The organism is Kitasatospora sp. NPDC096077 (assembly GCF_040303245.1).
In the GTDB taxonomy this organism is placed as follows: Bacteria; Actinomycetota; Actinomycetes; order Streptomycetales; family Streptomycetaceae; genus Kitasatospora.
In genome coordinates this window covers 157,165-181,433 of the sequence record NZ_JBEOSV010000011.1, presented here as the reverse complement: position 1 = coordinate 181,433, position 24,269 = coordinate 157,165, and the positions used below count along the sequence as shown (strand labels likewise).

Below are 24,269 nucleotides of genomic sequence, written 5' to 3'. Positions count from 1 at the left end.
CGAGGTATGACATCTCCGCATCGCCGCAGCTCAGCGACTTGACGTCGCATCAGTGGGCCGACAGACCGTCAAACGATCAACGAACGGACCCTGTTCGCACCGTGCCCGGGAGGCACAACGGCCCGCGCTCAGGCGGCGTTCAACTCCTTCACCAACCGCTCGAAGCGGAGGTCCGGCCGACGCGGGACGCCGAACCGCTCGTTCCCGTACGGGAAGGGGCTGAACTCGCCGGTCCGGTGGAAGCCGCGCCGCTCGTACCAGGCGATCAGCTCCGGGCGCTGCTCGATCACCGACATCTCCATCGCGCCGACGCCCCACTCCTCGCCCGCCAGCCGCTCCGCCCGGGCCAGCACCACCCGGCCGATCCCGCCGCCCTGGAGGCCGGGACGCACCGAGAACATGCCGAAGTACGCGCGCTCGCCACGCCGCTCCAGCTGGCAGCAGGCGAGCAGCTCGCCGTCCCGCTCGGCCAGCAGCACCAGTCCGTCGGCGTGGCCGACGGCCTCCGCCACCGCCTCGGCGTCGGTGCGCCGCCCGCCCAGCAGGTCCGCCTCGCTGGTCCAGCCGGCCTTGCTGGCCTCGCCCCGGTAGGCGGACTCGACCAGCTCGACCAGGGCCGGTACGTCGGCGGGGGTGGCGATCCGGAAGTCGGGCTCGGCGGCGGACTCGGCGGCGGACCCGGTGACGGTCTCGGACATGGCGGTTTCCTCTTCTCGCGCAGGTGGGAGTGGTCCGGGCATCGTGCCACAGCGGCCGCGCCCCACCGCGGGGGCCGTGGCGGCCGCCGCCGTCCCGAACGTTCCGAACGTTCCGAACGGCGTAACCCCGGACACCTGGCAAAGCTGGCGGGTACATGGCTAACCTGCTCCCGGCCGTACCAACGACCAGCCGTAATGGGCTCATTGGGCCCAACCGCACCGGTACGCACGGGACCACACGGCCCACACCGGAACGCACAGCACACACCGGACTGCACGGAACGCACGGAACGCACGGAACGCACCGGACCGCATCGGAACCAGAGGAGTGTCCATGCCCCGCTCGTCCCGCTCCGCCCGCCCCACCGGTACCACAAGACCCGGCGCCCGCCGCCGGCTCCCCGTCCTGGCCGCATGCGCCGCCGCGGCCGCCCTGGTCACCGGCGTCGGCGCGCCCGCCTACGCGGCCGACCCCGCCCCGCTCTCCCCCGCAGCCGCCCCCGCCCCGGAGGACCGCCCGGGCTTCCACCCCGACCGGGACTTCGCCGGCTCCACCGTCGCCGCCCACGAGGGCCGCGACGGCGGGTCCCCGCTCGCCGCCCTCGACTCCGCCGTCCAGACCCCCGGTATGGACGTCGCCAGCTACCAGGGCAACGTCGACTGGTCCACCGCGGCCGCCAACGGCGCCCAGTTCGCCTACGTCAAGGCCACCGAGGGCACCAGCTACACCAACCCGTCCTTCGGCCAGCAGTACAACGGCTCCTACAACGCCGGACTGATCCGCGGCGCCTACCACTTCGCGCTGCCGGGCGACTCCTCCGGCTCCGCCCAGGCCAACTGGTTCGTCGACCACGGCGGCGGCTGGTCCGCCGACGGCGCGACCCTGCCGCCCGCCCTCGACATCGAGTACAACCCGTACGGCGCCAGCTGCTACGGCCTCAGCCGGAGCGCCATGGTCGGCTGGATCGGCGCCTTCAGCGCCACGGTGCACAACCGCACCGGCCGCTATCCGACGATCTACACCACGACCAGCTGGTGGGCGAGCTGCACCGGTAACTACGGCGGCTTCGGCGCCACCAACCCGCTGTGGATCGCCCGATACTCCTCCACCGTCGGCGCCCTGCCGAACGGCTGGGGCTACCAGACCTTCTGGCAGTACGCCGACTCCGGCACCTTCCCGGGTGACCAGGACCTCTTCAACGGCAGCGCCGACCGGCTGAGCGCTCTCGCCCTGGGCTGACCCCGGCCCCACGACCCGCGCCGGGCACGACTGCCCACGCCTAGCTCCACGACCCGCGCCGGGCCCCACCGCCCGGCGCGGGTCGACCGGCCCCGGAGCCCCATCAGAGCCCCGGAGCCGGTGGCCCTACGCGCCGCGGGAGCGCCAGGCGCCGGCCACGGCCACCGCGGCGTCGTTGGCGAGCGGTTCGCCGATGCTGATCCGGACGCCCTCGCCGGGGAAGACCTTCACGGTGATCCCGGCGGCGGAGCAGGCCGCGGCGAAGGCCGCGGTGTGCTCGCCCAGCCGGAACCAGACGAAGTTGGCGTGCGACTCCTCCAGCGGCCAGCCCTGAGCCCGCAGCAGGGCCTGGACCCGAGTGCGTTCGGCGACCACGGCGCGGACCCGGTCGCGCAGTTCGGGGCCGGCCGCGAGCGACTCCACGGCGGCGTCCTGGGCGATCTGGCTGACACCGAACGGAAGGCCGACGGCCCGGGCCGCGGCGGCGACGGATTCGTGGGCCACGCCGTAGCCGACCCGGAGGCCCGCCAGGCCGTACGCCTTGGAGAAGGTGCGCAGCACCACCAGGTTGGGGCGGGTGCGGTAGAGGTCGACCCCGTCCGGCGTGTCGCCGGGGGCGAACTCGCGGTAGGCCTCGTCCAGGACGACCAGCACGTCGGCGGGCACCGCGTCCAGGAACTTCACCAGGTCGGCGGGCGGCACGGCGGTGCCGGTCGGGTTGTTGGGGTTGCAGACCAGGACGACCTTGGTGCGCGGGGTGACGGCGGCGGCCATCGCGGCCAGGTCGTGCAGCTCGCCGTCCGCCAGCGGGACCGGGACGGGGGTGGCCCCGGCGAGCGCGGCCGCCTCCGGGTAGGCCTCGAACGAGCGCCAGGCGAACAGGACTTCGTCACCCGGTCCGGCGACGGAGCGGACCAGTTGGAACAGCACCCCGACCGAGCCTGGGCCGGTTATCAGATGGGCCGGCGGGACGTGCAGGTGGTCGGCGAGGGCCGCCACCAGCCGGCCGGTGGTGAAGTCGGGGTAGCGGTTGAGGGTCTGCAGCGCGGCGGCGGCCCGTTCCAGGACGCCGGGCAGCGGCGGGTAGGGGTTCTCGTTGGCCGCGAGCAGGTGGGCGGCGGTCGAGGGCGGGGCGCTGTTGGGCGTGTCGGTCATGTCGGTGGGCTCCGAAGGCGGCTCAGCCGCCGGTAAGGCCGGTCGCCAGGGTGGCGGCGGCGAGGACGAAGAAGACTCCGGCGACGACGTACCGCTCCGCGCGGAGGAAGCCGCGGCTCTTCCGGGCGCGCTGGCGCATCAGTGAACTCAGCAGCGCCCAGCCGGCGTTGGTGGCCATTCCGACCACCACGAAGACCAGGCCGAAGACCAGGGTCTGCGACCAGACCGCTCCCCGGCCGCTGTGGATGAAGGAGGGCAGGAAGGCGAGGAAGAACAGGGTGCTCTTCGGGTTGAGGGCGTTGACGACGAGGCCGTCGGTGAAGATCCGCGGGGAGCGGGCGGGCGCCTCGCCGCTCTCCGCGGCGTCCGGGTCCGGGTCCGGCGTGCGCAGTCGTTTGACGCCGAGCCAGACGAGGTAGCCGGCGCCCGCGTACTTGACCACGTCGAAGGCGGTCTCGGAGGAGGCGACCAGGGCGGACAGGCCGACCACGGCGGCGAGCACCTGGACGAGGTCGCCGCAGGCCAGGCCCAGGGTGGACAGCAGTCCGGCCCGGCGTCCCTGGTCGAGGGTCCGGCCGGTCACGTAGAGCACGGACGGGCCGGGGATGAGCAGCAGCACGAGTGAGGCCGTGAAGAACCACCACAGGCTGGACAGGTCGGGCATGCGGTCCGACTCCTTTCCTCCGCGTCCTTGTCGGGCGGAACGGGTGGGCGACGTCCGGCGGCCCGGTCCTGCGTCAGTTCAGGGTCCACCGGAGCGGCGGTGCGCAGGACGCGGTGGCCGCGACCGTCGCACAATATCCGTTGTCCAGCGGAAGGTTGTTCAGTTTCCACCGACCCACCGTGATCGGCAGCGTGTCCGGCGCGCCGCTGCCGAGCCGGCGCGGCACGGGCACGTCGGCGGCCTTGGCGAACGCCTCCCGCCAGGTCCAGCGGGCGAAGAAGGCGTGCCGTCCGGCGGCCGGGGGCAGGCCGGCGATCAGCCGGGCCTCGGCGGGGCCGAGGAAGCGGGCGGCCATCGCCCGGTGGTCGAGGTCGGTGCGGACCTCCTCCAGGTCGACGCCGACGGTACCGGTGCGGGTGACGGCGATCAGGGCCAGGCCCCCCGAGTGGCTGAGGTTGAAGTCGAGTCCCGCGGGTTCCGGTGCGGGCGTCAGACAGGGGCGCCCGCGGGCGGTGCGGTGCAGCCGGAGGTCGGCGGGGGCCCGTCCGGTGTAGCGGGCGAGGACGGTGCGCAGCGCGCCGTGCGCGGCGGTGAAGCGGGCGCGTTCGACCGGCAGCCGGCAGCGGCCGGCCCGCGTCCGCTCCTCGGGGTCGAGGAGGTCCGCGTACCGGCGCGCGACCGGCTCGGGCAGATCGAGGCGGGTCCGCCAGACGTGCACCTCGCCGTCGGCGAGGGTCGGCTCGGCGGGGCCGACCGGCCACTGCTCGGACGGCTGCCCGGCGCCGTCCTGCTCGGGCGGGCTCACGGGGCAGTACTGCTCGGGCGGGTTCACCGGACGACGGCTCCGGCGATCCGGTCGGTCGGCCGGCGCAGCAGCCGGGACAGTTCGCGCAGCACCTCCGTCTGGTCGCTGTGCAGGAAGAAGTGCCCGCCCTCGAACATCCGCAGGGTGAACGCGCCGGTGCTCTGCCGCGCCCAGGCGGCGAGGCCCTCGGGGTCGACGTGCGGGTCGGCGCGCCCGCCGAAGGCGGTGATCGGGACGCTCAGAGGGTCCTCCGGGCGGTAGGCGTAGGAGTCGTTGAGCTGGAAGTCGGCCCGCAGCCCCGGCAGGACCAGCCGCATCACCCGGGCGTCCGCCAGCAGCGACTCCGGGGTGCCGCCCAGTTCCCGGATCCGGTCCAGGAACTGGTCCTGCGGCAGGTGGTGGATCAGCGGCCGGTTGTGGGTGAGCTGCGGGGCCCGGCGGCCGGAGACCACCAGGTGGTCGGGGGCGGGGGCGCCGAGGGCGCGGAGCCGGCGGGCGAAGGAGAAGGCGATCAGCGCGCCCATGCTGTGCCCGAACAGGGCATAGGGGGGCCGGAGGTGGTCGGCCAGCGCCTCGGTGAGGTCGGGCAGCAGGTCCTCGACGTCGGTGTAGGCCGGCTGGAAGATCCGCGACTCGCGGCCCGGCAGCCGGACCGCGCACACCTCGACGTCCTCGGGCAGGGTGCGCGGCCAGTCGGCGAAGGCCGAGCTGCCGCCGCCGGCGTAGGCGAAGCAGACCAGCCGGAGCCGGGCCCCGGGTTTGGGCTCGGTCCGGACCACCCACGGGCTGCCGGCCGCCGTCACGGCTGCCGGTCCGCTGCGGTCGGGGCGTCGCCGGTCGCCTTCGCCACGGTCGGGGCGTCGCCGGACACACCCGTTGAGGTCAGGGCGTCGTCGGCCAGGTCGGCCGCCGTGGGGGTGCGGACGGTCAGGTAGTCCGGGTCGCCGGGGACCTCGGCGAGGTCGGCCTCGAACAGCTTCAGCCCGTCCTCGCCCGGGAGTTGGCGGAAGCCGGTGAACTTGTAGGTGATCAGCATCATCCGGTTGCGCCCGTTCGGCAGGTACTCGGCCAGCAGGCGGGTGTCGGCCTCCCGGGCCCGGCGGCGCAGGTGGTTGATGATCACCCCGCCGACGCCGCGGGACATCACCCGGCAGGACATCAGCAGCAGCTTGACGGTCCAGGCGTCCGGGTCCTTGGCGAGCAGCACCAGGCCGATGGTGCCGTACGGGCCGTGCCGGTCCTCCAGCCGGGCGACCAGCAGCTCGTGGCTGTCGGAGAGCCGGAAGGCATCCAGCTCGTCGTACGAGTAGGTGTAGCCGGTGGTGTTCAACTGGTGGGTGCGGACGGTCAGTTCCTCGGCCCGGCGGAGGTCGTCCGCCCGCGCGGGGTGGATCGTGAGGGTCATCCCGAGGGTGGCCAGGAAGGCCTCCTGGGGGCCGGTGAAGTCCTTCTCGACCCGGGTGCGCTCCTGGTCGGCGAGGTACATCTCGCGGCGGCGGGCGGAGTCGTCGGTGATGAACCGGGGGGAGAACTCCGGCCGGTCGGCCAGGCCGGCGGCCTCCGCCGCGTCCAGGACCAGCAGTTCGGGGAGCTCGAAGGCGACCTCGCCGCGTTCGAAGGCGTCGTCGTCGACGAAGGCGAACGCGTCCAGGCCGAGGTTGAGCGAGGTGGCGATGGAGCGGATCGACGAGGACTTCGCGTTCCAGTTGATCTGCGGGTAGAGGAAGTAGTCCAGCAGACCGTGCCGGCGCAGCGCCTCGGTGGCGGCGTCGTGGTCGTTGCGGCTGGCGATGGAGTGCAGGATGCCGCGGCGGTCGAGTTCGACGATGACCTCGCGCAGACCGGGGCGCAGCGGCGCCTCGCCGTCCTCCAGCAGGATGCCGTCCCACACGGTGTGGTCGAGGTCCCAGACGACGCATTTGACGGTCTTGGCGGGCTTGTCCGCGGTGCTGCCGTCCGACGCGGCGGGCGACGCGGCGGTCGCGGCGGCCGGCTCGGCGGTGGTGCCGTCCGGCTGGTCGGCGGTGCCCTGGGCGGTCATGCCGTCACCCTTTCGGTGGGGGTGGTGCGGGGGCGGGAGTGGTAGGCGGATTCGGCGATGGTGGCCTGCTGGACCTCGGTGCTGCCCTCGATGATCTCCATCACCTTGGCGTCGCGCAGGTAGCGCTGCACCGGGTAGTCCGGGCCGCAGCCGTGCGCGCCGTGCACCTGGACGGCGTCCGAGGCGGAGCGGAACGCGGTGCGGGAGGCGTGGTACTTGGCGAGCCAGGTGGCGTGCAGGCTCTCGGTGGAGCGGTCCTGCCGCAGCCAGCCGGCCTGCTGGCAGAGCAGCCGGGCGGCGGCGGTGCCGGTGGCCATGTCGGCGATCATCCGCTGGACCAGCTGGTGGTCGCGGAGCCGGACGCCGAAGGTCTCCCGCCGGTCGGCGTGGTCGAGGGAGGCGTCCAGGCAGGCCTGGGCGAGGCCGACGCAGCCCCAGGCGACGCTGTACCGGCCCAGTTCGAGGGCGGTCGCGGCGACGGCGGCCAGTCCGAAGCCGGGCCGGCCGAGCAGCGCCTCGGGCGCCACCAGGCAGTCGACGAGGCTGAGTTCGGCGAGCATCGAGGCCTTGGTGCCCAGGATGCCGGTGATCGGCCGGACGGTCAGTCCGGGGGCGTCCCGGGGCACCAGGAAGGCGGCCTCCCGGCCGTCCAGGCGGGCGAACAGCAGGTACACGTCGGCGCGTTGGCCGAAGGTGATCCAGCGCTTCTCGCCGGTGAGCGCGAAGCCGTCCGCGGTGCGCCGGGCCTCGGTCCGCAGGGCCTTGACGTCGCTGCCGGCGCCGGGCTCGGTGAGCGCGAAGGCGCCGATCGCCCCGCCGGTGGCGAACTTGGGCAGCCAGTGCGCGCGCTGCTGCTCGCCGCCCCAGCGGGCGACCGCGTACGAGGCCATGCCGTGCACGGTGACCAGGCTGCGCACGGACGAACAGCCGCGGCCGAGTTCCTCGTTGAGCAGGCCGAAGGTGATCGGGTCCAGTTCGGTGCCGCCGTAGCCGGCCGGGACGGCGGCGCCCAGCAGGCCGCGGGCGGCGAACTCCTTGACGAACTCCTCGGGGAGGCGTTCGGCGCGGTCCCAGGCGTCCGCGTGCGGGGCGACGGCCTCCCGGGCGAAGGACTCGTACTCCTCCCGCGCGGCGGCCTGACGCTCGGTCAGTTGCACTCTGATGGCCATCGGTCCCTCTCTTGCCTCGTCTCTGCGGTCGGGAAGGTCACGGGCGGCGGGCGGCCCGGACGGTCAGGAGCGCTGGGCGGCGGCGCCCACCGCGCCGCGCTTGCGGGTGACGAGCGCGTCGATCGCGCGCACGGTGTTGAAGTTGGCCATCTCCAGGTCGTCGTCGTCGACGGTGATGTCGAACTCGCCCTCGACGAACAGCACCAGCTGCATGATGAAGAGCGAGTTGACGAATCCGGTGGCGAAGATGTCCTCGTCGTCGGTGAGCCGGTGCTCGCCGAAGAACTGGGCGAGGAAGGCGAGGATCTGCGGCTTGTGGTCGGCCGTCGTCATGGCGGGCGGTTCCTCCTGCTCGGTCGGTTGTGGCGGGGCGTGCGGGCGTGCGGCGGGGTCAGGCCAGGGTGGTGGCGTAGCTGTAGAAGCCCTGGCCGCTCTTGCGGCCGAGCAGGCCGGCGTCGACCATCCGGACCAGCAGCGGGCACGGCCGGTACTTGCTGTCGCTGAACGCGGCGTAGAGGCCTTCGACGGACTGCAGGATGGTGTCCAGGCCGATCAGGTCGGCGGTCTCCAGCGGGCCCATGGTGTGGCCGAAGCAGGTCTTGAAGATCCGGTCGACGTCCTCGGCGCCGGCCACGCCCTCGTGGACCAGGTAGACGGCCTCGTTCACGGTGAGCATCAGGACCCGGTTGGTGACGAACCCCGGCGAGTCCTCCACCAGGATCCCCTCCTTGCCCAGTTGGGCCAGCAGGGTGCGGGCGGTGTCCACCGTCGCGGCGGAGGTGTGGTGGCCGCGGATCATCTCCACGGTCGGCTTGAGCGGGACGGGGTTCATGAAGTGCATGCCGAGCACCCGGTCGGGCCGGGAGGTGGCCGCGCCGATCCGGGTGATCGGGATGACCGAGGTGTTGGCGGCGAACACGGTGCGCTCGGGGCAGAGCGCGTCCAGGCGCTCGTAGACGCCCTTCTTCAGGCCCCAGTCCTCGGTGATGTTCTCGATCACGAAGTCGGCCTCGTCGAAGCCCTCGTAGTCGGTGGTGTAGCCGATCCGTCCGAGGACGGTCGCCCGGTCCTCCTTGGGGCGCTCGGCCTCCGGCCCCTTGGCGCCCGACGCCTTGGCGCCCGACGCCTTGGCGCCCAGCAGCCGCCCGAACCGCAGGCCCTGGCCGATGGTGCGCTCGGCGGCGGCGAGGATCTCCTTGGTCCGGTCGACGAGCAGGACCCGGTGGCCGGTCTGGGCGAGCGCCTGGGCCAGACCGGTGCCCATGACACCGGCGCCGACCACGCCGACCGTGTGGATGTCAGACATCTGCTGTGCTCCGCTTCTGTGGGCCGTCGGCCGGGCCCGGTCCATCCGGGCCGGCGGTCGTCGGGTTGGGGTCGAGGCGTGGCCGGAGCGCGGCGGCCTGTTCCGCCACGGTCAGGGTTTCGAAGAGGGCGTTCAGCGCCAGGTCGAGGCCGAACTGGCGGCGGATCCGGGCCGCGAGCTGGAGGCCGAGCAGCGAGTGGCCGCCGAGCTCGAAGAACTCGTCGTGCACGCCGACGCGTTCCAGGCCGAGCAGTTCGGCCCAGAGCCCGGCCAGCGCGCTCTCGGTGTCGTCCCGGGGTTCGGCGTACTCGGTGAGCAGGCCGGGGCGCGGGTGGACGGCGACGGACTCCGCCGGACCGTCCGCCGGGGCGCCCACCCGGTGGGCCCGGATGTCGGCGAACACCGCGTCCAGGTCCTTGGCCACCACGGCGACCTGCGGGCCGAGGCCGGCGGCGAGCAGCCGCAGCAGCGCCTCGACGCCCTCGGCGGGCCGGATGCCCTGGTCGAGGTGGTCGCGCAGCGATCCGGCGTCGCCCGGCCGTCCGGCGGGGGCGGGGGCGGTGGTGGCGGCGGGCGGGAAGCGGTAGCTCGCGGTCTCCCGGGAGGTGCCGTCGCGCAGTGCCTCCAGCCGGGTCTCCAGGTCGGCGACCCGCTTGAGGAGGAAGTCCTCGACCCGGACGGTCTCCAGGCCGGTCTCGTCCAGCAGCGTGAAGTCCGCGGTGAAGGTCTCCTTGCCGGGCCGGTCCGCCTCGTGGAAGCGGTGGTGGCTGTAGATCCGGCGGGGCAGCGGGGCGAGCAGGGTGAGGCGGCCGTAGCTGAGCGGGATCCGGAACTCCTCGGCCAGGTTCATCCCGTGGAAGCCGGCGCCGAGGTCGAGCAGCGACGGGTGGAGGGCGATCCGCTCCAGGTCGCCGGCGAACTCGGCGGGCAGTTCGAGTTCGGCCAGCGCCTCCTTCTCGCCGAGGTGCACCCGTCGCAGGCAGCGGGAGCGCGGGCCGAAGCCCATCGGGCCGGTGTGGTCGACGGCCCCGAGGTCGCGCATCCCGGCCCGGGCGATCAGTTCGGCGACGTCGTGGCGGCGGGGCGGGGCGGTGTCCTCGCCGACCGGACCGACGGAGCCGGTCACGTGCACCTGCCAGCCGTCCTCCTCGGCCCGGAGATCGGCCCGGAGATCGGCCCGGAGATCGCCGGCACCCCCGGCGCCGGCGGCCTCCCGGCTGATCACGGCGAAGCGCGGCGGGCTGTGCCGCTTGTCCAGCACGACCCGCAGCTCGCGCCGCTGGTCCTCGCCGATGACCACCGGGGAGAGGAAGGTGACCCGGTCGAGGACGGCCCGGGGGTCGCCGCTCTGGTGCTCGTGGACGGCGCGGGCGAGTTCCAGGTGGCCGGTGCCGGGGACGACGGCGTTGCCGGCCATCCGGTGCTCGTCGATCAGCCAGGAGGTGGCGACGCTGAGCGCCACCGCGTAGACGGCGACGGCCTCGTCGTCGCGCAGGCAGGCGTCGATCAGCGGGTGGTCGACCGGGCCGGTGCGGCCCTCGGCGGGCCGGTCGCCGCCGGCGCCGATGGTGCGGAAGGCCATCCCGACCTCCTGCCAGCCGTCCCAGTTCACCGACACCGTGCGGGGGCCGCCGGTGGCCTCGTTGTGCTGGGCCAGGGCGTCCAGGAAGGCGTTGGCGGCGACGTAGTCGATCTGTCCGACGCCGCCGGTGAGGGCGAGGCTGGAGGAGCAGTGGACGGTGAAGTCCGGGGCGAGCCGGCGGGCCAGCGCGTCGACCACCAGGCCGCCGCGGACCTTCGGGCCGAGCACCCGGTCGGCGGCCTCGGCGGTCTTGAGCTGGGCCAGCCCGGCGGCCGGGACGCCGGCCGCGTGCACGATCCCGTGCACGGCGCCGAACCGCTCCACGGCCTGGTCGGCGATCCGGTCCATGGCGGCCGGGTCGGCGACGTCGGCGGCCGCGGTCAGCACCTGCGCGCCGAGCTCTTCGAGCTCCAGTACGGCCCGGATCCGCTCCCCCACCGCCGGGTCCGCGCCGTCGTCGGCGAGCAGCGCCTCCCAGCTCTCCCGGGGCGGCGGCGCGGTCCGGCCGACCAGGACCAGCCGGGCCCGGGCGGCGGCCGCGAAGTGGCGGGCCAGCGAGAGGCCGACGCCGCCGAAGCCGCCGGTGATCAGGTAGACGCCGTGCTCGCGCAGCGGGGTCCGGCCGTCCGCGACGGCCTCGACCCGGACCGGCCGGTGGCCGCGCTCCCAGCGGCGGCGCCCGCGCAGGGCGGTGAGCGGCCGGGTCGGCTCGTCGAGGAGTTCGGCGTACAGCAGTTCGGTGTCCTCGGGCGTCCAGTCGCGGCCCGGCGGCAGCGACAGGTCGACGGCCCGGCAGACGGTGTCGGGCTGCTCCAGCGGCAGGACCAGCGCGGGGCCCGTCAGGGTGGCCTTCTCCGGGGCGACGGGTTCGGTGCCGAGGACGGCGAAGGCGTCGCTGGAGACCGCCGTGAGGTCCAGTGGGGCGTCGGGGGCGGCGGCGGTGAGGGCCTGGTCGAGCCGGAGCAGGCTGTGGAAGCCGCGCTCCAGGGTCTCCTCGGCGGAGCGGCGCGGACCGACGCTCCACAGGTGGACGATCCGGTCCGGCGGGGCGCCGTCGGCGGTGAGCCGTTCGACCAGCCGCCGGTGGTCGGCCTCGCTGCCGGGGGCGATCCGGTAGTCGCCGTCGGGGAGTTCGCGCCAGCCGTCACCCGCCCGGACGGTGCCGACCCGGTGGCCGTCGGCGCGCAGCCGGGCGGCCAGCGCGTCGCCGACGCCCGCCTCGTCGGTGAACAGCAGCCAGCTGCGGGGCTCCGGGGCGCCGGTCAGCGGGCGCGGCGGCAGCGACTCCCAGACGGGGGTGTGGAACCAGTCCGCGAGGTCGGCCCGCCGGGCGAGCGAGCGGGCGGCCGTGCGGTCGGCCGTGCGGGGCGCCGGGTCGATCCAGTGCCGGGCCTCCTCGAAGGGGTACGGCGGCAGGACGGCCCTGGTCGCGTCGTTGCCGCCGCTGACGGCCGTCCAGTCCGGGTCCACGCCGGCCGCCCAGAGCGCCCCGGCGGTGTTCAGCAGGAACCGTTCCTCGCCCTGCCGGTCGAACCGGCCCGGCATGGAGGCCAGCGCCACGCCCGGCGCCGCGGCGGCGGGTCGCAGCTGCAGGGCCAGGCTGGTCAGGGACTGGCCGGGACCGGTCTCCAGCAGGACCCGTCCGGGCTGCTGCCACAGCCGGCCGACGCCGTCGGCGAACCGCACCGGCAGGCGCAGGTGGCGCACCCAGTACGCCGGGTCGGTGACCAGGCCGGCGTCGGCCCAGTCGCCGGTGACGTTGGAGACGTACGGGACGGTCGGCGGGTGGAGGGCGACCCCGGCGGCGAGTTCGGCGAACTCCTCGACGATCGGGTCCATCAGGTGCGAGTGGAAGCCGTGGGTGGTCTGCAGCTGCCGGGCGGCGACGCCGTCCGCGGCGAGCCGGGCCTCCAACGCGCCGACGGCCTCGGCGGTGCCGGCCACCACGCACAGCGCGGGCCCGTTGACGGCGGCCAGCGAGAGGTCCTGGTCCAGCAGGCCGAGCACCTGCTCCTCGGAGAGCGGCACGGCCAGCATGGCGCCGGCCGGCAGGCCGTCGATCAGCCGGGCCCGGTGCGCGACCAGCGCGATGGCGTCGTCCAGCGAGAGGACCCCGGCCAGGTGCGCGGCGGTGTACTCGCCGATGCTGTAGCCGATCAGCGCGCTCGGCCGCACGCCCCAGGACTCCCAGAGCCGGGCCAGCGCGTACTCGATCGCAAAGGTGGCGGGCTGCGCGTACCGGGTGCGGTCGAGTTCGGTGCGCTCCGCGGCGGCGGGGCCGCGCAGCATCCGCCGCAGGTCGGGGCCGGCGGCGGCGGTGTCCGGGGCCCCGGCGGGGTGGAGCAGCTCGCGCAGGTCCAGGCCGAGGTACGGGCGGAAGCCCTCCGCGCAGCGGTCCAGGGCGGCCCGGAACACCGGCTCGGTGGCGTGGAGTTCGCGTCCCATGCCGATCCGCTGCTCGCCGAGTCCGGGGAGCACGAACGCGACCTGCCGGGGGCTGCCGTCGTGGTGGCCGGTGCGGACGGTGTTCGGGGTGCGCTCGCGCAGTGCGCGGGCCGCCTCGGCGGTGGACTCGGCGATCAGGAACCGCCGGTGGCCGTGGTGGCGGCGGCCGGTCTGCAGGGTGCGGGCGGTGCCGGCCAGGTCGGGGGCGCCGGCGCCGTCGAGGCGGTCGGCGAGGCGGTCGGTGGCGGCTTCCAGGGCGGTGGCGGTCCTGGCCGTGACCGGCAGCAGGACGCGGGCGCGGCCGGGGTCGCGGCGGGCCGGGGCGGGGGCCTCCTCCAGGACGACGTGGGCGTTGGTGCCGCCCATGCCGAAGGAGCTGACGCCGGCCCGGCGCGGGACGGGCCCGGTGGGCCAGTCGGCCAGCCGGGTGTTGACGCGGAACGGGACGGCGTCGAAGTCGATGGCCGGGTTGGGGATCTCGAAGTGCAGGCTCGGCGGGATCTGCCGGTGCTGGAGCGCCAGCACGGTCTTGATCAGTCCGGCGACACCGGCGGCGGCGTGGGTGTGGCCGATGTTGCCCTTGACCGCGCCGATGGCGCAGCTGCCGGGTGCCAGGCCCTGGAAGACCTGGGTGAGGGCCTCGATCTCGATCGGGTCGCCGAGCGGGGTGGCGCTGCCGTGGGCCTCGACGTAGTCGATGGTCGCGGGGTCGACGTCGGCGGCGTCGAGGGCGTCCCGGATGACCCGGACCTGGCCGGCCACGCCGGGCGCGGTGAAGCCGACCCGCTGAGCGCCGTCGTTGCCGACCGCCGAGCCCTTGATCACGGCCCGGATCGGGTCGCCGTCGGCGAGCGCGTCCTCCAGCCGCTTGAGGACGACCATCCCGGCGCCGTTGGCGGCGACGGTGCCCTGGGCGGTGGCGTCGAAGGGCCGGCAGTGGCCGTCGGCGGAGAAGATCCCGCCGGGCTGGAACAGGTAGCCCTGCTGCTGGTGGGCGCGGACCGTCGCTCCCCCGGCGAGCGCGGTGTCGCAGGCGCCGCTGAGCAGCGCCTGGCAGGCCAGGTGCACGGCGACCAGGGAGGTGGAGCAGGCGGACTGCACGGTGAGGGCGGGGCCGGACAGGTCGAGCTTGTAGGCGATCCGGGTGGCCAGGAAGTCCTTCTCGTTGGCGATGTTCCGGGCGAACACCTCGCCGGGGTCCTCGCCGTCGATCCGGCCGTCCACGTGGTCGACGTAGCTGTTGTAGTAGCTGCCCGCGTACACGCCGACCCGGCCGGGCACCGCGCGCGGGTCGTGGCCGGAGTCCTCCAGGGCCTCCCAGGCGCACCGCAGCAGCACCCGGTGCTGGGGGTCCATCAGGTCGGCTTCCTTCGGGCTGATGCCGAAGAAGTCGGCGTCGAACCGGTCGGCGTCCGCCAGGACGCCCTGGGCGGCGACGTAGTCGGGGTCGGCCCGCAGGGTCTCCGGGACGCCCTGGGCGGCGAGTTCGTCGGGGGTGAAGAAGCTGATCGACTCGGTGCCGCTGCGCAGGTTCTCCCAGTACTGCTCGGGGCCGTTCGCGCCGGGGAAGCGGCAGGCCAGGCCGATGACGGCGATCTCCAGGCCGGTCGGCTCGTCGGTGTACGCCATCAGCTGTTCTCCTTCCGCGAGCCGGCCTGCCGCCGGTCGAGCTGGCGCCGCATCCGGTCGCGGCCGCGGTCGAGCCGTTCCCGGCTGTCGGGGGCGGGGGCGGGGTCGTTGTCGGCGGGCCGGGCGGGCTCCTCGGCGAGGTGCTCGGCCAGGGTCCCGACGGTGGGGCACATGGTCAGCACCAACAGCGGTACCTCGCGGCCGAGTTGCTCGCCGAGCCCGGCGGCGACCCGCTTGAGCAGCAGCGAGTTGCCGCCGAGGTCGAAGAAGTTGTCGTCGACGCCGAACTCCTCGGTGCCGAGCACCTCGGACCAGACGGCGGCGATCCGCCGTTCCAGCGGGTCGGCGGGGGCGGCCCGGCGGCCGGGCCCGTCGGCGGCGGTGGCGGCAGCGGCCAGGCGTTCGGCGAGCCGCAGCCGCTGCACCTTGCCGGTGGGGCTGCGCGGGACGTCGTCGACGACGAACACCCGGCTGGGGACCTTGAAGTCGGCGAGCCGTTCCCGGGCGTACTCGCGCAGGTCCCGTTCGACGACCGTCGCACCGGGCTGCGGGACGACGGCCACCGCGACGTCCTCGCCCAGGGTGGGGTGCGGGACGCCGAAGGCGACGGCGAGCTTGACGGTGGGGTGGCCGGCCAGCACGTCGTCGATCTCGACCGGGGCGACCTTGGAGCCGCCGCGGTTGATGATCTCCTTGCTGCGGCCGACCACGTACAGGTAGCCGTCCTCGTCGAGGCGCCCCTCGTCGCCGGTGCGCAGCCAACCGTCCGTGAAGGCACGGGCGTTGGCCTCCGGGTTGGCCTCGTAGCCGGCCATCACGTTGGCGCCCCGGATGGCGATCTCGCCGGACTCGCCGACCGGCACCGGGCGGCCCGCCTTGTCGAGCACCAGGACCGGGCCGCCGACCGGCAGGCCGACCGAACGGGGTTTGCGCTCACCGGGCGGCAGCGGGTTGCTGGTGACCAGCGAGCCCGCCTCGGTCATGCCGTACGCCTCGACGACGGGGGCCCCGAAGGCGTCCTCCAGGGCGGTGAGGGTCGGGCCGGGCAGCGGCGCGGAGGCGGAGCGGATGAACCGCAGCCGGCTGGCGGCGAGGACCTCGCGGTGGTCGTCGGCGACGGACAGCAGGGCCTGGTGCATGGCGGGCACGGCGGTGTACCAGGTCGGCCGGAACTCCGCCAGCCAGCGGTAGAAGCCGGTGTCGCTGAAGCCGGGGGTGCAGACGATGGCGGCGCCGCGGACCAGGGTGGCCAGCAGGGTGCTGGTCAGGCCGTGGGCGTGGAACAGCGGCATCGGGTTGAGGCAGCGGTCGTGCTCGTCGAGGGCGAAGGCGGCGCCGGTGTTGCGGGCGGCGACGTTCAGGTTGGCGTGGGTGAGCGGGACGAGCTTGGGCCGGTCGGTGGTGCCGGAGGTGTGCAGGATCAGCGCGGTGTCGTCCGGGCCGGCCGGGCCCCCGTCGTCGGCGGCGACCGGCGTGCCCGGGTCGGCGCAGTGCAGGTCGAACCGGCCGGCGGGGGTGCCGGGCCGGGAGCTCAGCTCGATGATCCGGATGCCGAGCCGGCGGGCCACCGTCACGGCGGGCGAGTCGTCGCCCGCCTCGACCAGCAGGGCGTCGGCCCGCATGTCGGCGAGGTAGAAGGCGAACTCCGGCTCCCGGTAGGCGGGGTTGAGCGGGGCGCTCTGGGCGTACGCGGCCGTGCCGAGGAACGCCGTGGCGAGGTCGGGGCCGTTGGGCAGCACCAGGGCGACCCGGTGGGGGCGGCCGATCCCGAAGCTGTTCAGCGTCCGCCCGATCTCCTCGATCCGGAGTGCGAGCGCCCGGTAGGTGAGCGGGGTCCGGTCGGGGGCGAGGAGGGCGTCGGCGTCCGGCTGGGCATCGGCCCGGTCGGCGATCAGTCGGCCGATGCCGGTGATCGGTGCGTCCTCGGTCACGGTCATCTCCCATGTCGGCGTCGTTGGGCGGGGGTTCAGCGCGTCGGCAGCTCGGCCACCGCCCACGCGGTGGGCGGCCGGCCGGCGGCGGTCCGGGTGCCGAGGCGGACCCGGGCGGTGCGGGGGCCGTGGCCCGGCGGTCCGGCTCCGGCTCCGGCGATCTCGACGGTCAGGCGGTGCGGTGCGGCGCCGGCTCCGTCGTCGGCGGCGGGGTGCAGGCGGTAGCGCCGGGGCGGGATCCGGAAGCCCAGGCCGGAGGCCTTCGCCAGCGCCTCCTTGACGCACCAGAGGTGCAGCGGCCGGACCGGGCCGCAGGCCCGGCGCAGCGCGTCGAGCTCGGCCGCAGTGCCGAACCGGTGCAGGTTGCGCTCGGCGGTGGCCCACTCGGTCTCCGCGTCGACACCCAGCCCGCTCGGCGCCGTGCCGTCGGCCGGTTCCCGCCGCAGGGCCACCACCACCTGCTCGGCGGTGTGCGCGAGGGAGAACTGGACGGCGGGCCGCAGGTCGGCGCCGTCCCAGCTGATCCGGCGGACGGCGCCCGGGCCGGCCAGTCCGATCCGCCGGTGGGCGTCGGGCAGGTCGGGCACCAGGCCGAGCCGGACCAGCCCGGTCTTCAGGGTGTGCCGGGCGGCGTACCACTGGTCCTGCCGGGCGGCGGCGGTGTGCCCGCCGTGCAGCCGCGCGGCCCGCGCCGCACCGCGCCGGACGTCGTCCCAGAGCAGCCGCACGGCGGTCACCTCGGTCCGGGGACGGGGGCGTCCACCACGTCCGCCAGGCTGCGCACGCCCGGCCCGGCGGTGGCCGCGTACCGGATCGCGCGCAGCACGCCGGGCAGGAACGCGCGGCGGTCGGCCATCCGGTGCAGCACCTCGACGTGCTCGCCGGTGCCCGCCGCGACCACCCGGTGCTCGCTGAGGGCGTCGCCGAGGCGGAAGGAGGTGATGTCGGGGGCGGGCGCGCCGGGGCCGCGGGCGTCCTGCCAGGCGGCGGCGAGGTGGCGGGCGGTGCTGCTGGGGCGGTCGCGCTTGCCGGCGAAGTGCAGGTCGCCGACGCCCGCCTGCCAGCTGTCGTCGGACCGGGCGGCGAGGTCCTGGACGAACCGGGTGACGGCGAGCAGGGCGAGGCTGTAGTTGGCGGCGACCACCACCGGGCGGCTCCGGCCGACCTCGGCCAGCAGGGCCCGGTGCCGGTCGCCGAGGCCGCTGGTGCCGATGACCAGCGCGCAGGGCACCGTGCGGGCCTGGTCGAGCAGGTCGGCGGTGGCCTCCTCGGCGGTGAAGTCGACGATCACCGGGTGCGGCTCCGGGAGGTCGGCGAGCCGGTGCACCACCGGCACCGCTGAACCGGGCTCGGCCCGGCCGACTTCGGACGGACCGGCCTCGGACGGACCGGCCTCGGCCCGGCCGGGCGGCGGGGGCCGGAGGCTGAGCCGGGCGGACAGCGCGAGGTCGGGGGCGGCCAGCACGGCCTGCCGCACGACGCCCGCCATCCGGCCGGTCAGCCCGCAGACGGCGACGGGGACGGGGACGGTCATGTGCCGATCGCCTCCACGACCAGGCCCATCCGGCGGGCGAGTTCGTTCTCGACCACGCGCCGGCCGCCGAAGCAGGCCTGGAGGACGGCGACGGGCCAGTCGGCGGCGTCCGCCGGGGAGTGCTCCAGGCCCAGCTCGGTGGCCATGTCCTCGGCGGTCCGGGCCGTCCGCTGGAGCAGGTCGACGCAGCTCAGCAGGGTCGCGAGGGCGGCCTGCCCGCCGGGGGCCTCGGCCTTGAACCCCGCCCCGAACCGGGCGGCGGCCGAGGCCAGCGAGATCTCGATCTCCAGCTTGCTGAGTTCATGGGCCAGGTACTGGGAGGTGGACAGCGCCTCGACGCCCGCACCGGCTCCGGCCAGGGTCCGGCGCAGGTCGGCGACGACCCGGGCGGGCCAGGCCAGGGCGCCGCGGACGAACGCCCAGGCGTAGCCGTCCAGGGCGGCGGTCAGCGCTCCCCCGGGGGTCCAGTCGACCGGGCGGGAGAGCGCGGCGGCGGGGGCCCCGTCGAGTTCGGCCCAGCCCCAGCCGGCCGCCCGGCCGGCCCCGTGCAGCCGGACGCCGGGGGCGTCGTGCCGGACCAGCGCCAGCCTGGTCCCGCCGTCCGTACGGACCGGGACCACCGACGCCCCGGCCTCCCGGACGGCGTAGCGGTAGCGGCCGTGCAGCACCGTCCGGTCGCCGTCCCGGTCGGCCCGGACGGCGGGGGCGGTGAGGCTGAGCAGGGCGTTGGGGGTGAACAGCCCCAGCGAGGCGGCGACCCGGCCCGCCCGGACCTCGTCGAGCAGCGGGGCGTCCGCGTCGAAGGCGTCCAGCAGCGGCAGCACGCCGTGGAGCTGCTCGGTCAGCGCGGCGGCGACGGCGAACGGCCGGGTCTCCCAGACCCGGTCCAGCGCCTGCCCGAGCGCCTGGTCCGACGCCTCACCCGGCGTCGCGTCGCCGGGTTCGAGTCCTCGGCGGGTCAGCAACTCGTGCAGCACACTGACGGCCCGGTCGGGGGCGGCGGCGGTCATGCCCGGCCCCCCTCGGTGAGCCGGGCGCGGACGAACCGGACGATCGAGTCGACGGAGTACAGGTGCTCCGGGTCGGCCTCGGGGTCGATCACCGCGTCGTAGCGCTGCTCCAGCACCTCCATCAGGTTGATGTAGCCGATGGAGTTGACGCCGGCCCGGTCGAGTTCGCCGTCCGCGGCGCGCAGGTCGGCGACGGTGACCACCCGTCCGGTGGCGGTCTCCACGAGCAGCTCGATCTCCGTACGGAGTTCGGCGTCGCCGGGGATCCCGGTGTCGGTGCGGGCCGCCTCGTTGGCTGTGCTCATGCTTTCTTCTCCAGTTCCTGGGGAGTGCCGTCGGCGGCGCGGGTGTCCCGGACCAGGCGGCGCAGCTCGGTCATCCGGGCCTTGCCGACGGTCGATCGGGGAATGGCGGGGAGGAAGGTCACCCGGCCGGGCACCTTGAACGGCGCGAGGCGGGCGCGGCAGGCGTCGACGACCTCGGCGCGGCCGATCCGTCCGCTGCCGGCCAGGGCGGCGTGCAGGACGGTCTCGCCGTTGGCGTCGGTGTCGGCGAACACGGCGGCGTCGGTGACGCCGTCGAGCGCGAGCAGGGTGCGTTCGATCTCGGCCGGGTCGATCTTCCGGCCGGCCAGGTTGATCGGTCCGCCGAGCCGGCCGGTGACGAACAGCCGCCCGTCGGCCAGGTGTCCGAGGTCGCCGGTGCGGTAGTAGCCGTCGGGGTCGAGCCGTTCGGCGAGGGCGCCGGGGGCGTTCAGGTAGCCGGCCGCCATCGAGTCGGTGCGGACCCTCACCTCGCTCTCGCCGGTGGGCAGTTCGACGACCTTGACGGACACGCCGGGCAGTGCGGTGCCGAGTCCTTCGGAGCGGTCGGGTTCGCGTTCGTAGGTGCACGGGCCGGTCTCGGCGATGCCGTAGTAGTCGGCGATCCGCACGCCGTACCGGGACTCGAAGCCGCGCCGGACCTCGGGGTCGAGGACGGCGGCCGCGGAGACGGCCCGGGTGACGCCGGCGAACGCCCCGACGTCCGGCCGGGGTGCGGCGGCGAGCAGCCGGTAGGCCAGCGGGAAGGCCACCAGCCGGGTCGCGGCGGCCCGGGTGACGGCCCGGGAGATGCCGCCGGAGGTGGGCAGGCCCTGGTAGAGGTGGAGTTCGGCGCCGACCGTGAAGACCGGCAGCAGCGAGGTGTTGAACGCCAGGCCGTTGGTGAAGCCGGCCAGGCAGAGCACCCGGTCGTCGGGGCCGAGGCCGGTGCCGGCCGCCCAGGTGCGCGCGGCGGCGATCACCGCGTCGGCGGTGAACTCCAGGCACTTGGGGGCGCCGGTGGTGCCGGAGGTGAACCGGCAGGTGGCGGTGGACGCCCCGGGCTCGGGCGCCCCGGGAACGGGCACTCCGGACTCGGGTGCTCCGGCCGGGGCGGGCGGCACGGCCAGCGTCAGCGCGCTGTCCGGGACGGCCCGGGCCTCGCCGCCGAGCGGGAACGGCTCCGCGCCGTCGAACAGGAACGCCGGAACACCGCAGCTGGTCCGGATGCCCTCCAGTTCGGCGGCCCCGAAGGTCGCGTCGATCAGGAACGGGAGCCGGCCGGCCACCAGCAGCGCGTAGTAGCAGAGCAGGTAGTCGATGCTGTTGGCGGCGTGCAGGCCGACGTTGACCAGGTCCGGTCCGAGCAGCGCGTCCAGGGTGCGGGCGCGTTCCCGGACCAGGGCGGCGAACCGGGCGTAGCTCAGCTCCTCGCCGCCGGCCACCACGGCCCGCCGCTCGCCGTGCTCGGCGCAGGCGGCCAGGAAGGCGGCGCCGAGCCGCTGTCCGTCAGCCACGGCGGGCCCCGTCCCCGCCGGCCGGCGCGAGGTCGAGTTCGGCCCGGCAGGCCATGCTGTGGTTGGCGATGGTCAGCATGGTGGTCTGGCTGCCGCCGGACATCCGGAAGCCGCGCAGCTGGGCGTGGGCCCGCAGCGAGGGGCTGTCCCACATGTAGCCGGCGCCGCCCTCCAGGTCGGTGGCGAGGACCGCCAGTTCGTTGGCCTTCTCCACGCAGAACCACTTGAGTTCGGCGATCTCGGGCACGGTGCTGCCACCGGCGGTGACCCGCAGGTAGGCGTCGGCGATGCCCGCCTCCATCAGCTCCTGGTGGGCGCGGGCCCGGGCCAGCGCGTGGGCGTTGACCGGCCAGGCGCCGAGCGGGCGGCCGCCGAGGGTGCGCCGCCGCACGTGGCCGGTGATGTGCTCCAGCAGCGCGTGGTGGGTGAAGTAGGCGTCGGCGGCGATCAGCAGGCGCATCCGGGACATCACCCGGTTCCAGCGCATCAGTTGGCTGATGCCGCTGCGCGAGACCACCTGGTCGGCGGCGACCCGGACGCCGTCGAACTCCACCAGCGCGGAGTCGACGCTGCGGGTGCCGAACTTGTCGTACACCTCGGTGACCCGCACGCCCGGGGTGGACTTCTCCACCGCGACGATCGCGGGGGCGCCGTCCAGGACGGCGCTGACGAAGCACAGGTCGGCGGTGGCGCCGTTGATCACGAACTTCTTGCGGCCGTGGAGGACGATCCGGTCGCCCTCGGTGGTGGCCGTGGTGGGCTCCTCCGGGGACGGGTCGGTGTCGCACTGGCAGGCCACCAGCTCGCCGGCGAGCAGCCCGGGCAGGTAGCGGTCGCGCAGCGCCCGGTCCCGGGCGGACAGCAGCCACTCGCAGGCGATCTCGTTCTGGACGTGCATCGCGAGCGCGATGCCGCCGTCGCGGGCGCCGGCCAGCGCCTCGCCGAGGACCAGCGCGCCCAGCAGGCCCAGGCCCTGGCCGCCGAGTTCGCGCGGCAGCGACACGCCCAGGAAGCCGTTCGCCGCCAGGTCCCGCCAGGTCTCCCGGCGCAGGTGCCCGTCGGGCGCGGTGCGCCACTTGTCGAGCCACTGCGGGGTGAAGTGGTCCGCCGCCCGGGACCGCAGCTCGCGGTGACCGTCCGTCAGCTGCGCGGACAGGATGCTATTGCTCAACATGGAAGCCACACACTGCTCTCTCTGATCGAGCCTCGGTTCCGAGGTCGGCTCGGCTGCCGCGGGGTCCGTTCCGGGTCGGGTCGGCTGTTGCGGGTCAGGGTCGGCTGCTGCGGGTCAGATCGGCTGTTGCGGGTCCCGTCCGTGGCTGTAGGCGATCGGCGCCCGGTCCCACTTGACGGCGTTCTCGTCGGCGACGCCGACCGCGATGACGTAGATGACCTCCTCCTCGTCGGCCAGCAGCGCCAGTTCGGCGATCCGGCCGGCGTCGAACCCGCCCAGGCAGGTGATGCCGAGGCGTTGCTCGGCCGCCCCGAGGCACAGCCGCTGCCCGGCGCTCGCCGCGTGGAAGTGGAGTTCGGCCAGGCCCTGCTGGCCGCGCTCGCCGAGCAGTTGGCGCACCGGCGCGTGCAGCGCGACCAGCGCGGCGCAGCCGGCCGCGACGCCCTGGTTCATGCAGGCCGCGACCACCGCCTCCTCCGACCCGCCGTCGCCGCCGACCGGCAGCAGCCGGTGGCCGGCCGGGTCGTACTCGTACGCGCCCGGGGACAGTCCGTCGACGTTGCGGACCAGCACCCGCAGGCCGGCCAGCGGGCCGTCCGCACAGTCGACGGCGATGCCGCCGCGGACGGCGGTCAGCGCCCGGCCGAGCGCGTCGGCCCCGACCGGCTTGGTCAGGAAGCCCTTGGCGGACTGCCGGGCGAGCACGGCGGGCCCGAGGTCGGCGGGGGCGGTCTCGTCCCGGCCGGCCAGCGCCACCGGGGCGGCCGCGCCGGCGCGGGTGTCGGTGTCGGCCGGGGTGTCGGTGTCGGCCGGTCGGACCGAGGCGGTGGTGCCGAACCGCAGCCGCAGGTCCCGGGGCTGGTGGAAGGTGCTGACCGGGCTGACCAGCTCCCAGGCCTCGCGTTCGGGGCCGTCGGGCTGTTCCAGGCCGCGTCCGCCGTCGTGCCACCAGATCGGCACGGCGAAGGGGTTGGCCGGTCGGCTGCCGGTCCCGGTCGGCCGACCCTCGGTGGGGGCGGCCAGGGTGACCAGGGCGTGGGGCTCCCGGCACAGGTTCTCCAGGCCGAACAGCCGGGAGAGGGCTCGGCGGTCGAAGCGCAGCCGGACCGTCGGGGCGAAGCCCGCGTCGGCGGCGGCCAGCGCGATGTTGGTGGCGGCGTGGGCGCTGTCCAGGTGGGTGTAGAGGTAGCCGCGTCGGCCATACTTGCGCATCGCGTGCCAGGGCCGGGCCACCACGGCCACCACGGCGGCGGGCGGCTCGGCGCCGTCGGCCGGGCCGGCCGTCGACGGGGCGGACCTCAACGGGCCTGCCGTCAGCGGGTCGGTCGGTGGCGCGGCGGTCAGGATGTCGGCCATCTCACGGCGGCCGACGGCGGCCAGTCTGCGCAGGCTGCAGCCGGCCGCCTCGTAGTGGTAGAGCGCGTAGTCGGGGCCGTCCTGGAAGGCCACCAGGACCTCGAAGGGGTAGAGCGCCCCGGCGGACGGCGTGGTCCGGGCCCGCATCAGGGTCTTCCCCTTGGTGATCACCGCGCCCGAACGCTCGCCGTACCCCAGTCCGAGCGCCTCGGCGATCCGCGTCCACTGGACGCTCATCCCCGGGTCCGGTTGGTCGGTGGCCGGGGAGAGCGTCTCCAGACTCGAACGCAGGCGCGTCTCGTTCCAGAACCCGGCCAGCAGCGGATTGGTCAACTCTTCGACGCCCATAGGTCCTCTCGCGTTCTCGGGTCAGGGGTGCAGCACCTCGCGCAACGGGATCAATGCCGGATCGGACCAGCGCTCCGGGCCGCCCGGTCGGCCGGCGCCGACCTGCCGGATCGCGGCACGGCACAGTGGAGGAAAGCCCTGGAAGAACCCTCACCGGGTGGTGAACGCCCCGGCCCGTCTGGGGATTTGAGACGGAGCCGATCATTCAGTGGCCACTCGCAAACCAATCAGCCGAGCGCCGAGGATGTCCAGCGATGGCCGATGGCTCAGTCCGGCCATGGCCTCGACCGGCCGTCGGCGCAAGATCCGGAACCGGGGCGGCGACCGGGGAGGGCCGTGGCGCGATCACGTCCGGTCGCCGAG

At 75.0% G+C, this 24,269-nt stretch carries 19 protein-coding genes; 1 reads left to right on the top strand and 18 read right to left on the bottom strand.

Annotated features, from left to right (window positions below):
* Nucleotides 1–128: 128 nt before the first annotated feature.
* Nucleotides 129–698, bottom strand: a complete 570-nt coding sequence (locus ABTZ03_RS14085) for a GNAT family N-acetyltransferase (RefSeq protein WP_350513177.1) — start codon at nucleotides 696–698, stop codon at nucleotides 129–131.
* A gap of 334 nt (nucleotides 699–1,032) precedes the next feature.
* Here ABTZ03_RS14085 and ABTZ03_RS14080 point away from each other — a divergent pair, with 334 nt between their 5' ends.
* Nucleotides 1,033–1,938: a lysozyme gene (locus tag ABTZ03_RS14080; RefSeq protein ID WP_350513176.1), complete on the top strand. Its 906-nt coding sequence runs from the start codon at nucleotides 1,033–1,035 to the stop codon at nucleotides 1,936–1,938.
* Between the two features lie 126 nt (nucleotides 1,939–2,064).
* Here the strand turns inward: ABTZ03_RS14080 and ABTZ03_RS14075 are convergent, their stop codons facing one another.
* From ABTZ03_RS14075 to ABTZ03_RS13995, 17 genes are all read right to left on the bottom strand, one after another.
* The gene (locus ABTZ03_RS14075) at nucleotides 2,065–3,093 is read right to left on the bottom strand and encodes a histidinol-phosphate transaminase (RefSeq protein WP_350513175.1); all 1,029 of its coding nucleotides are present in this window, start codon (nucleotides 3,091–3,093) and stop codon (nucleotides 2,065–2,067) included.
* Nucleotides 3,094–3,115: 22 nt separating this feature from the next.
* On the bottom strand, nucleotides 3,116–3,757 hold the full coding sequence (locus ABTZ03_RS14070; RefSeq protein ID WP_350513174.1) for a LysE family translocator: 642 nt from the start codon (nucleotides 3,755–3,757) through the stop codon (nucleotides 3,116–3,118).
* Between the two features lie 73 nt (nucleotides 3,758–3,830).
* The gene (locus ABTZ03_RS14065) at nucleotides 3,831–4,562 is read right to left on the bottom strand and encodes a 4'-phosphopantetheinyl transferase family protein (protein ID WP_350513173.1); all 732 of its coding nucleotides are present in this window, start codon (nucleotides 4,560–4,562) and stop codon (nucleotides 3,831–3,833) included.
* A 23-nt stretch (nucleotides 4,563–4,585) separates the two neighbouring features.
* Nucleotides 4,586–5,365: a thioesterase II family protein gene (locus ABTZ03_RS14060; protein WP_350513172.1), complete on the bottom strand. Its 780-nt coding sequence runs from the start codon at nucleotides 5,363–5,365 to the stop codon at nucleotides 4,586–4,588.
* On the bottom strand, nucleotides 5,362–6,603 hold the full coding sequence (locus tag ABTZ03_RS14055) for an HAD-IIIC family phosphatase (RefSeq protein ID WP_350513171.1): 1,242 nt from the start codon (nucleotides 6,601–6,603) through the stop codon (nucleotides 5,362–5,364). Before ABTZ03_RS14055 ends, ABTZ03_RS14060 begins: the two co-directional genes overlap by 4 nt.
* A complete protein-coding gene (locus ABTZ03_RS14050; protein WP_350513170.1) occupies nucleotides 6,600–7,772 on the bottom strand; it encodes an acyl-CoA dehydrogenase family protein in 1,173 nt (390 codons plus the stop codon). Before ABTZ03_RS14050 ends, ABTZ03_RS14055 begins: the two co-directional genes overlap by 4 nt.
* A gap of 63 nt (nucleotides 7,773–7,835) precedes the next feature.
* Nucleotides 7,836–8,105, bottom strand: a complete 270-nt coding sequence (locus tag ABTZ03_RS14045) for an acyl carrier protein (protein WP_350513169.1) — start codon at nucleotides 8,103–8,105, stop codon at nucleotides 7,836–7,838.
* A gap of 58 nt (nucleotides 8,106–8,163) precedes the next feature.
* On the bottom strand, nucleotides 8,164–9,078 hold the full coding sequence (locus tag ABTZ03_RS14040) for a 3-hydroxyacyl-CoA dehydrogenase family protein (RefSeq protein ID WP_350513168.1): 915 nt from the start codon (nucleotides 9,076–9,078) through the stop codon (nucleotides 8,164–8,166).
* Complete coding sequence (locus ABTZ03_RS14035; protein ID WP_350513167.1) at nucleotides 9,071–14,734, bottom strand: SDR family NAD(P)-dependent oxidoreductase; 5,664 nt, start codon at nucleotides 14,732–14,734, stop codon at nucleotides 9,071–9,073. The genes ABTZ03_RS14040 and ABTZ03_RS14035 overlap by 8 nt, the downstream gene beginning before the upstream one ends.
* Nucleotides 14,734–16,665 (bottom strand): AMP-binding protein, encoded by a 1,932-nt coding sequence (locus ABTZ03_RS14030; protein ID WP_350513166.1) that lies wholly within the window; start codon nucleotides 16,663–16,665, stop codon nucleotides 14,734–14,736. The genes ABTZ03_RS14035 and ABTZ03_RS14030 overlap by 1 nt, the downstream gene beginning before the upstream one ends.
* Nucleotides 16,666–16,700: 35 nt before the next feature.
* Entirely contained in the window at nucleotides 16,701–17,393 is a 693-nt protein-coding gene (locus tag ABTZ03_RS14025; RefSeq protein ID WP_350513165.1) for a 4'-phosphopantetheinyl transferase superfamily protein, read from the bottom strand.
* A 5-nt stretch (nucleotides 17,394–17,398) separates the two neighbouring features.
* Nucleotides 17,399–18,199: a 4-hydroxy-tetrahydrodipicolinate reductase gene (locus ABTZ03_RS14020; protein WP_350513164.1), complete on the bottom strand. Its 801-nt coding sequence runs from the start codon at nucleotides 18,197–18,199 to the stop codon at nucleotides 17,399–17,401.
* Nucleotides 18,196–19,209, bottom strand: a complete 1,014-nt coding sequence (locus ABTZ03_RS14015; RefSeq protein ID WP_350513163.1) for a hypothetical protein — start codon at nucleotides 19,207–19,209, stop codon at nucleotides 18,196–18,198. Before ABTZ03_RS14015 ends, ABTZ03_RS14020 begins: the two co-directional genes overlap by 4 nt.
* Nucleotides 19,206–19,514: a hypothetical protein gene (locus ABTZ03_RS14010; protein ID WP_350513162.1), complete on the bottom strand. Its 309-nt coding sequence runs from the start codon at nucleotides 19,512–19,514 to the stop codon at nucleotides 19,206–19,208. The genes ABTZ03_RS14015 and ABTZ03_RS14010 overlap by 4 nt, the downstream gene beginning before the upstream one ends.
* Nucleotides 19,511–21,028: a class I adenylate-forming enzyme family protein gene (locus ABTZ03_RS14005; RefSeq protein WP_350513161.1), complete on the bottom strand. Its 1,518-nt coding sequence runs from the start codon at nucleotides 21,026–21,028 to the stop codon at nucleotides 19,511–19,513. The genes ABTZ03_RS14010 and ABTZ03_RS14005 overlap by 4 nt, the downstream gene beginning before the upstream one ends.
* A complete protein-coding gene (locus tag ABTZ03_RS14000) occupies nucleotides 21,021–22,199 on the bottom strand; it encodes an acyl-CoA dehydrogenase family protein (protein WP_350513160.1) in 1,179 nt (392 codons plus the stop codon). Before ABTZ03_RS14000 ends, ABTZ03_RS14005 begins: the two co-directional genes overlap by 8 nt.
* Before the next feature lie 117 nt (nucleotides 22,200–22,316).
* A complete protein-coding gene (locus tag ABTZ03_RS13995; RefSeq protein ID WP_350513159.1) occupies nucleotides 22,317–23,906 on the bottom strand; it encodes a nitroreductase family protein in 1,590 nt (529 codons plus the stop codon).
* Nucleotides 23,907–24,269 lie beyond the last annotated feature (363 nt).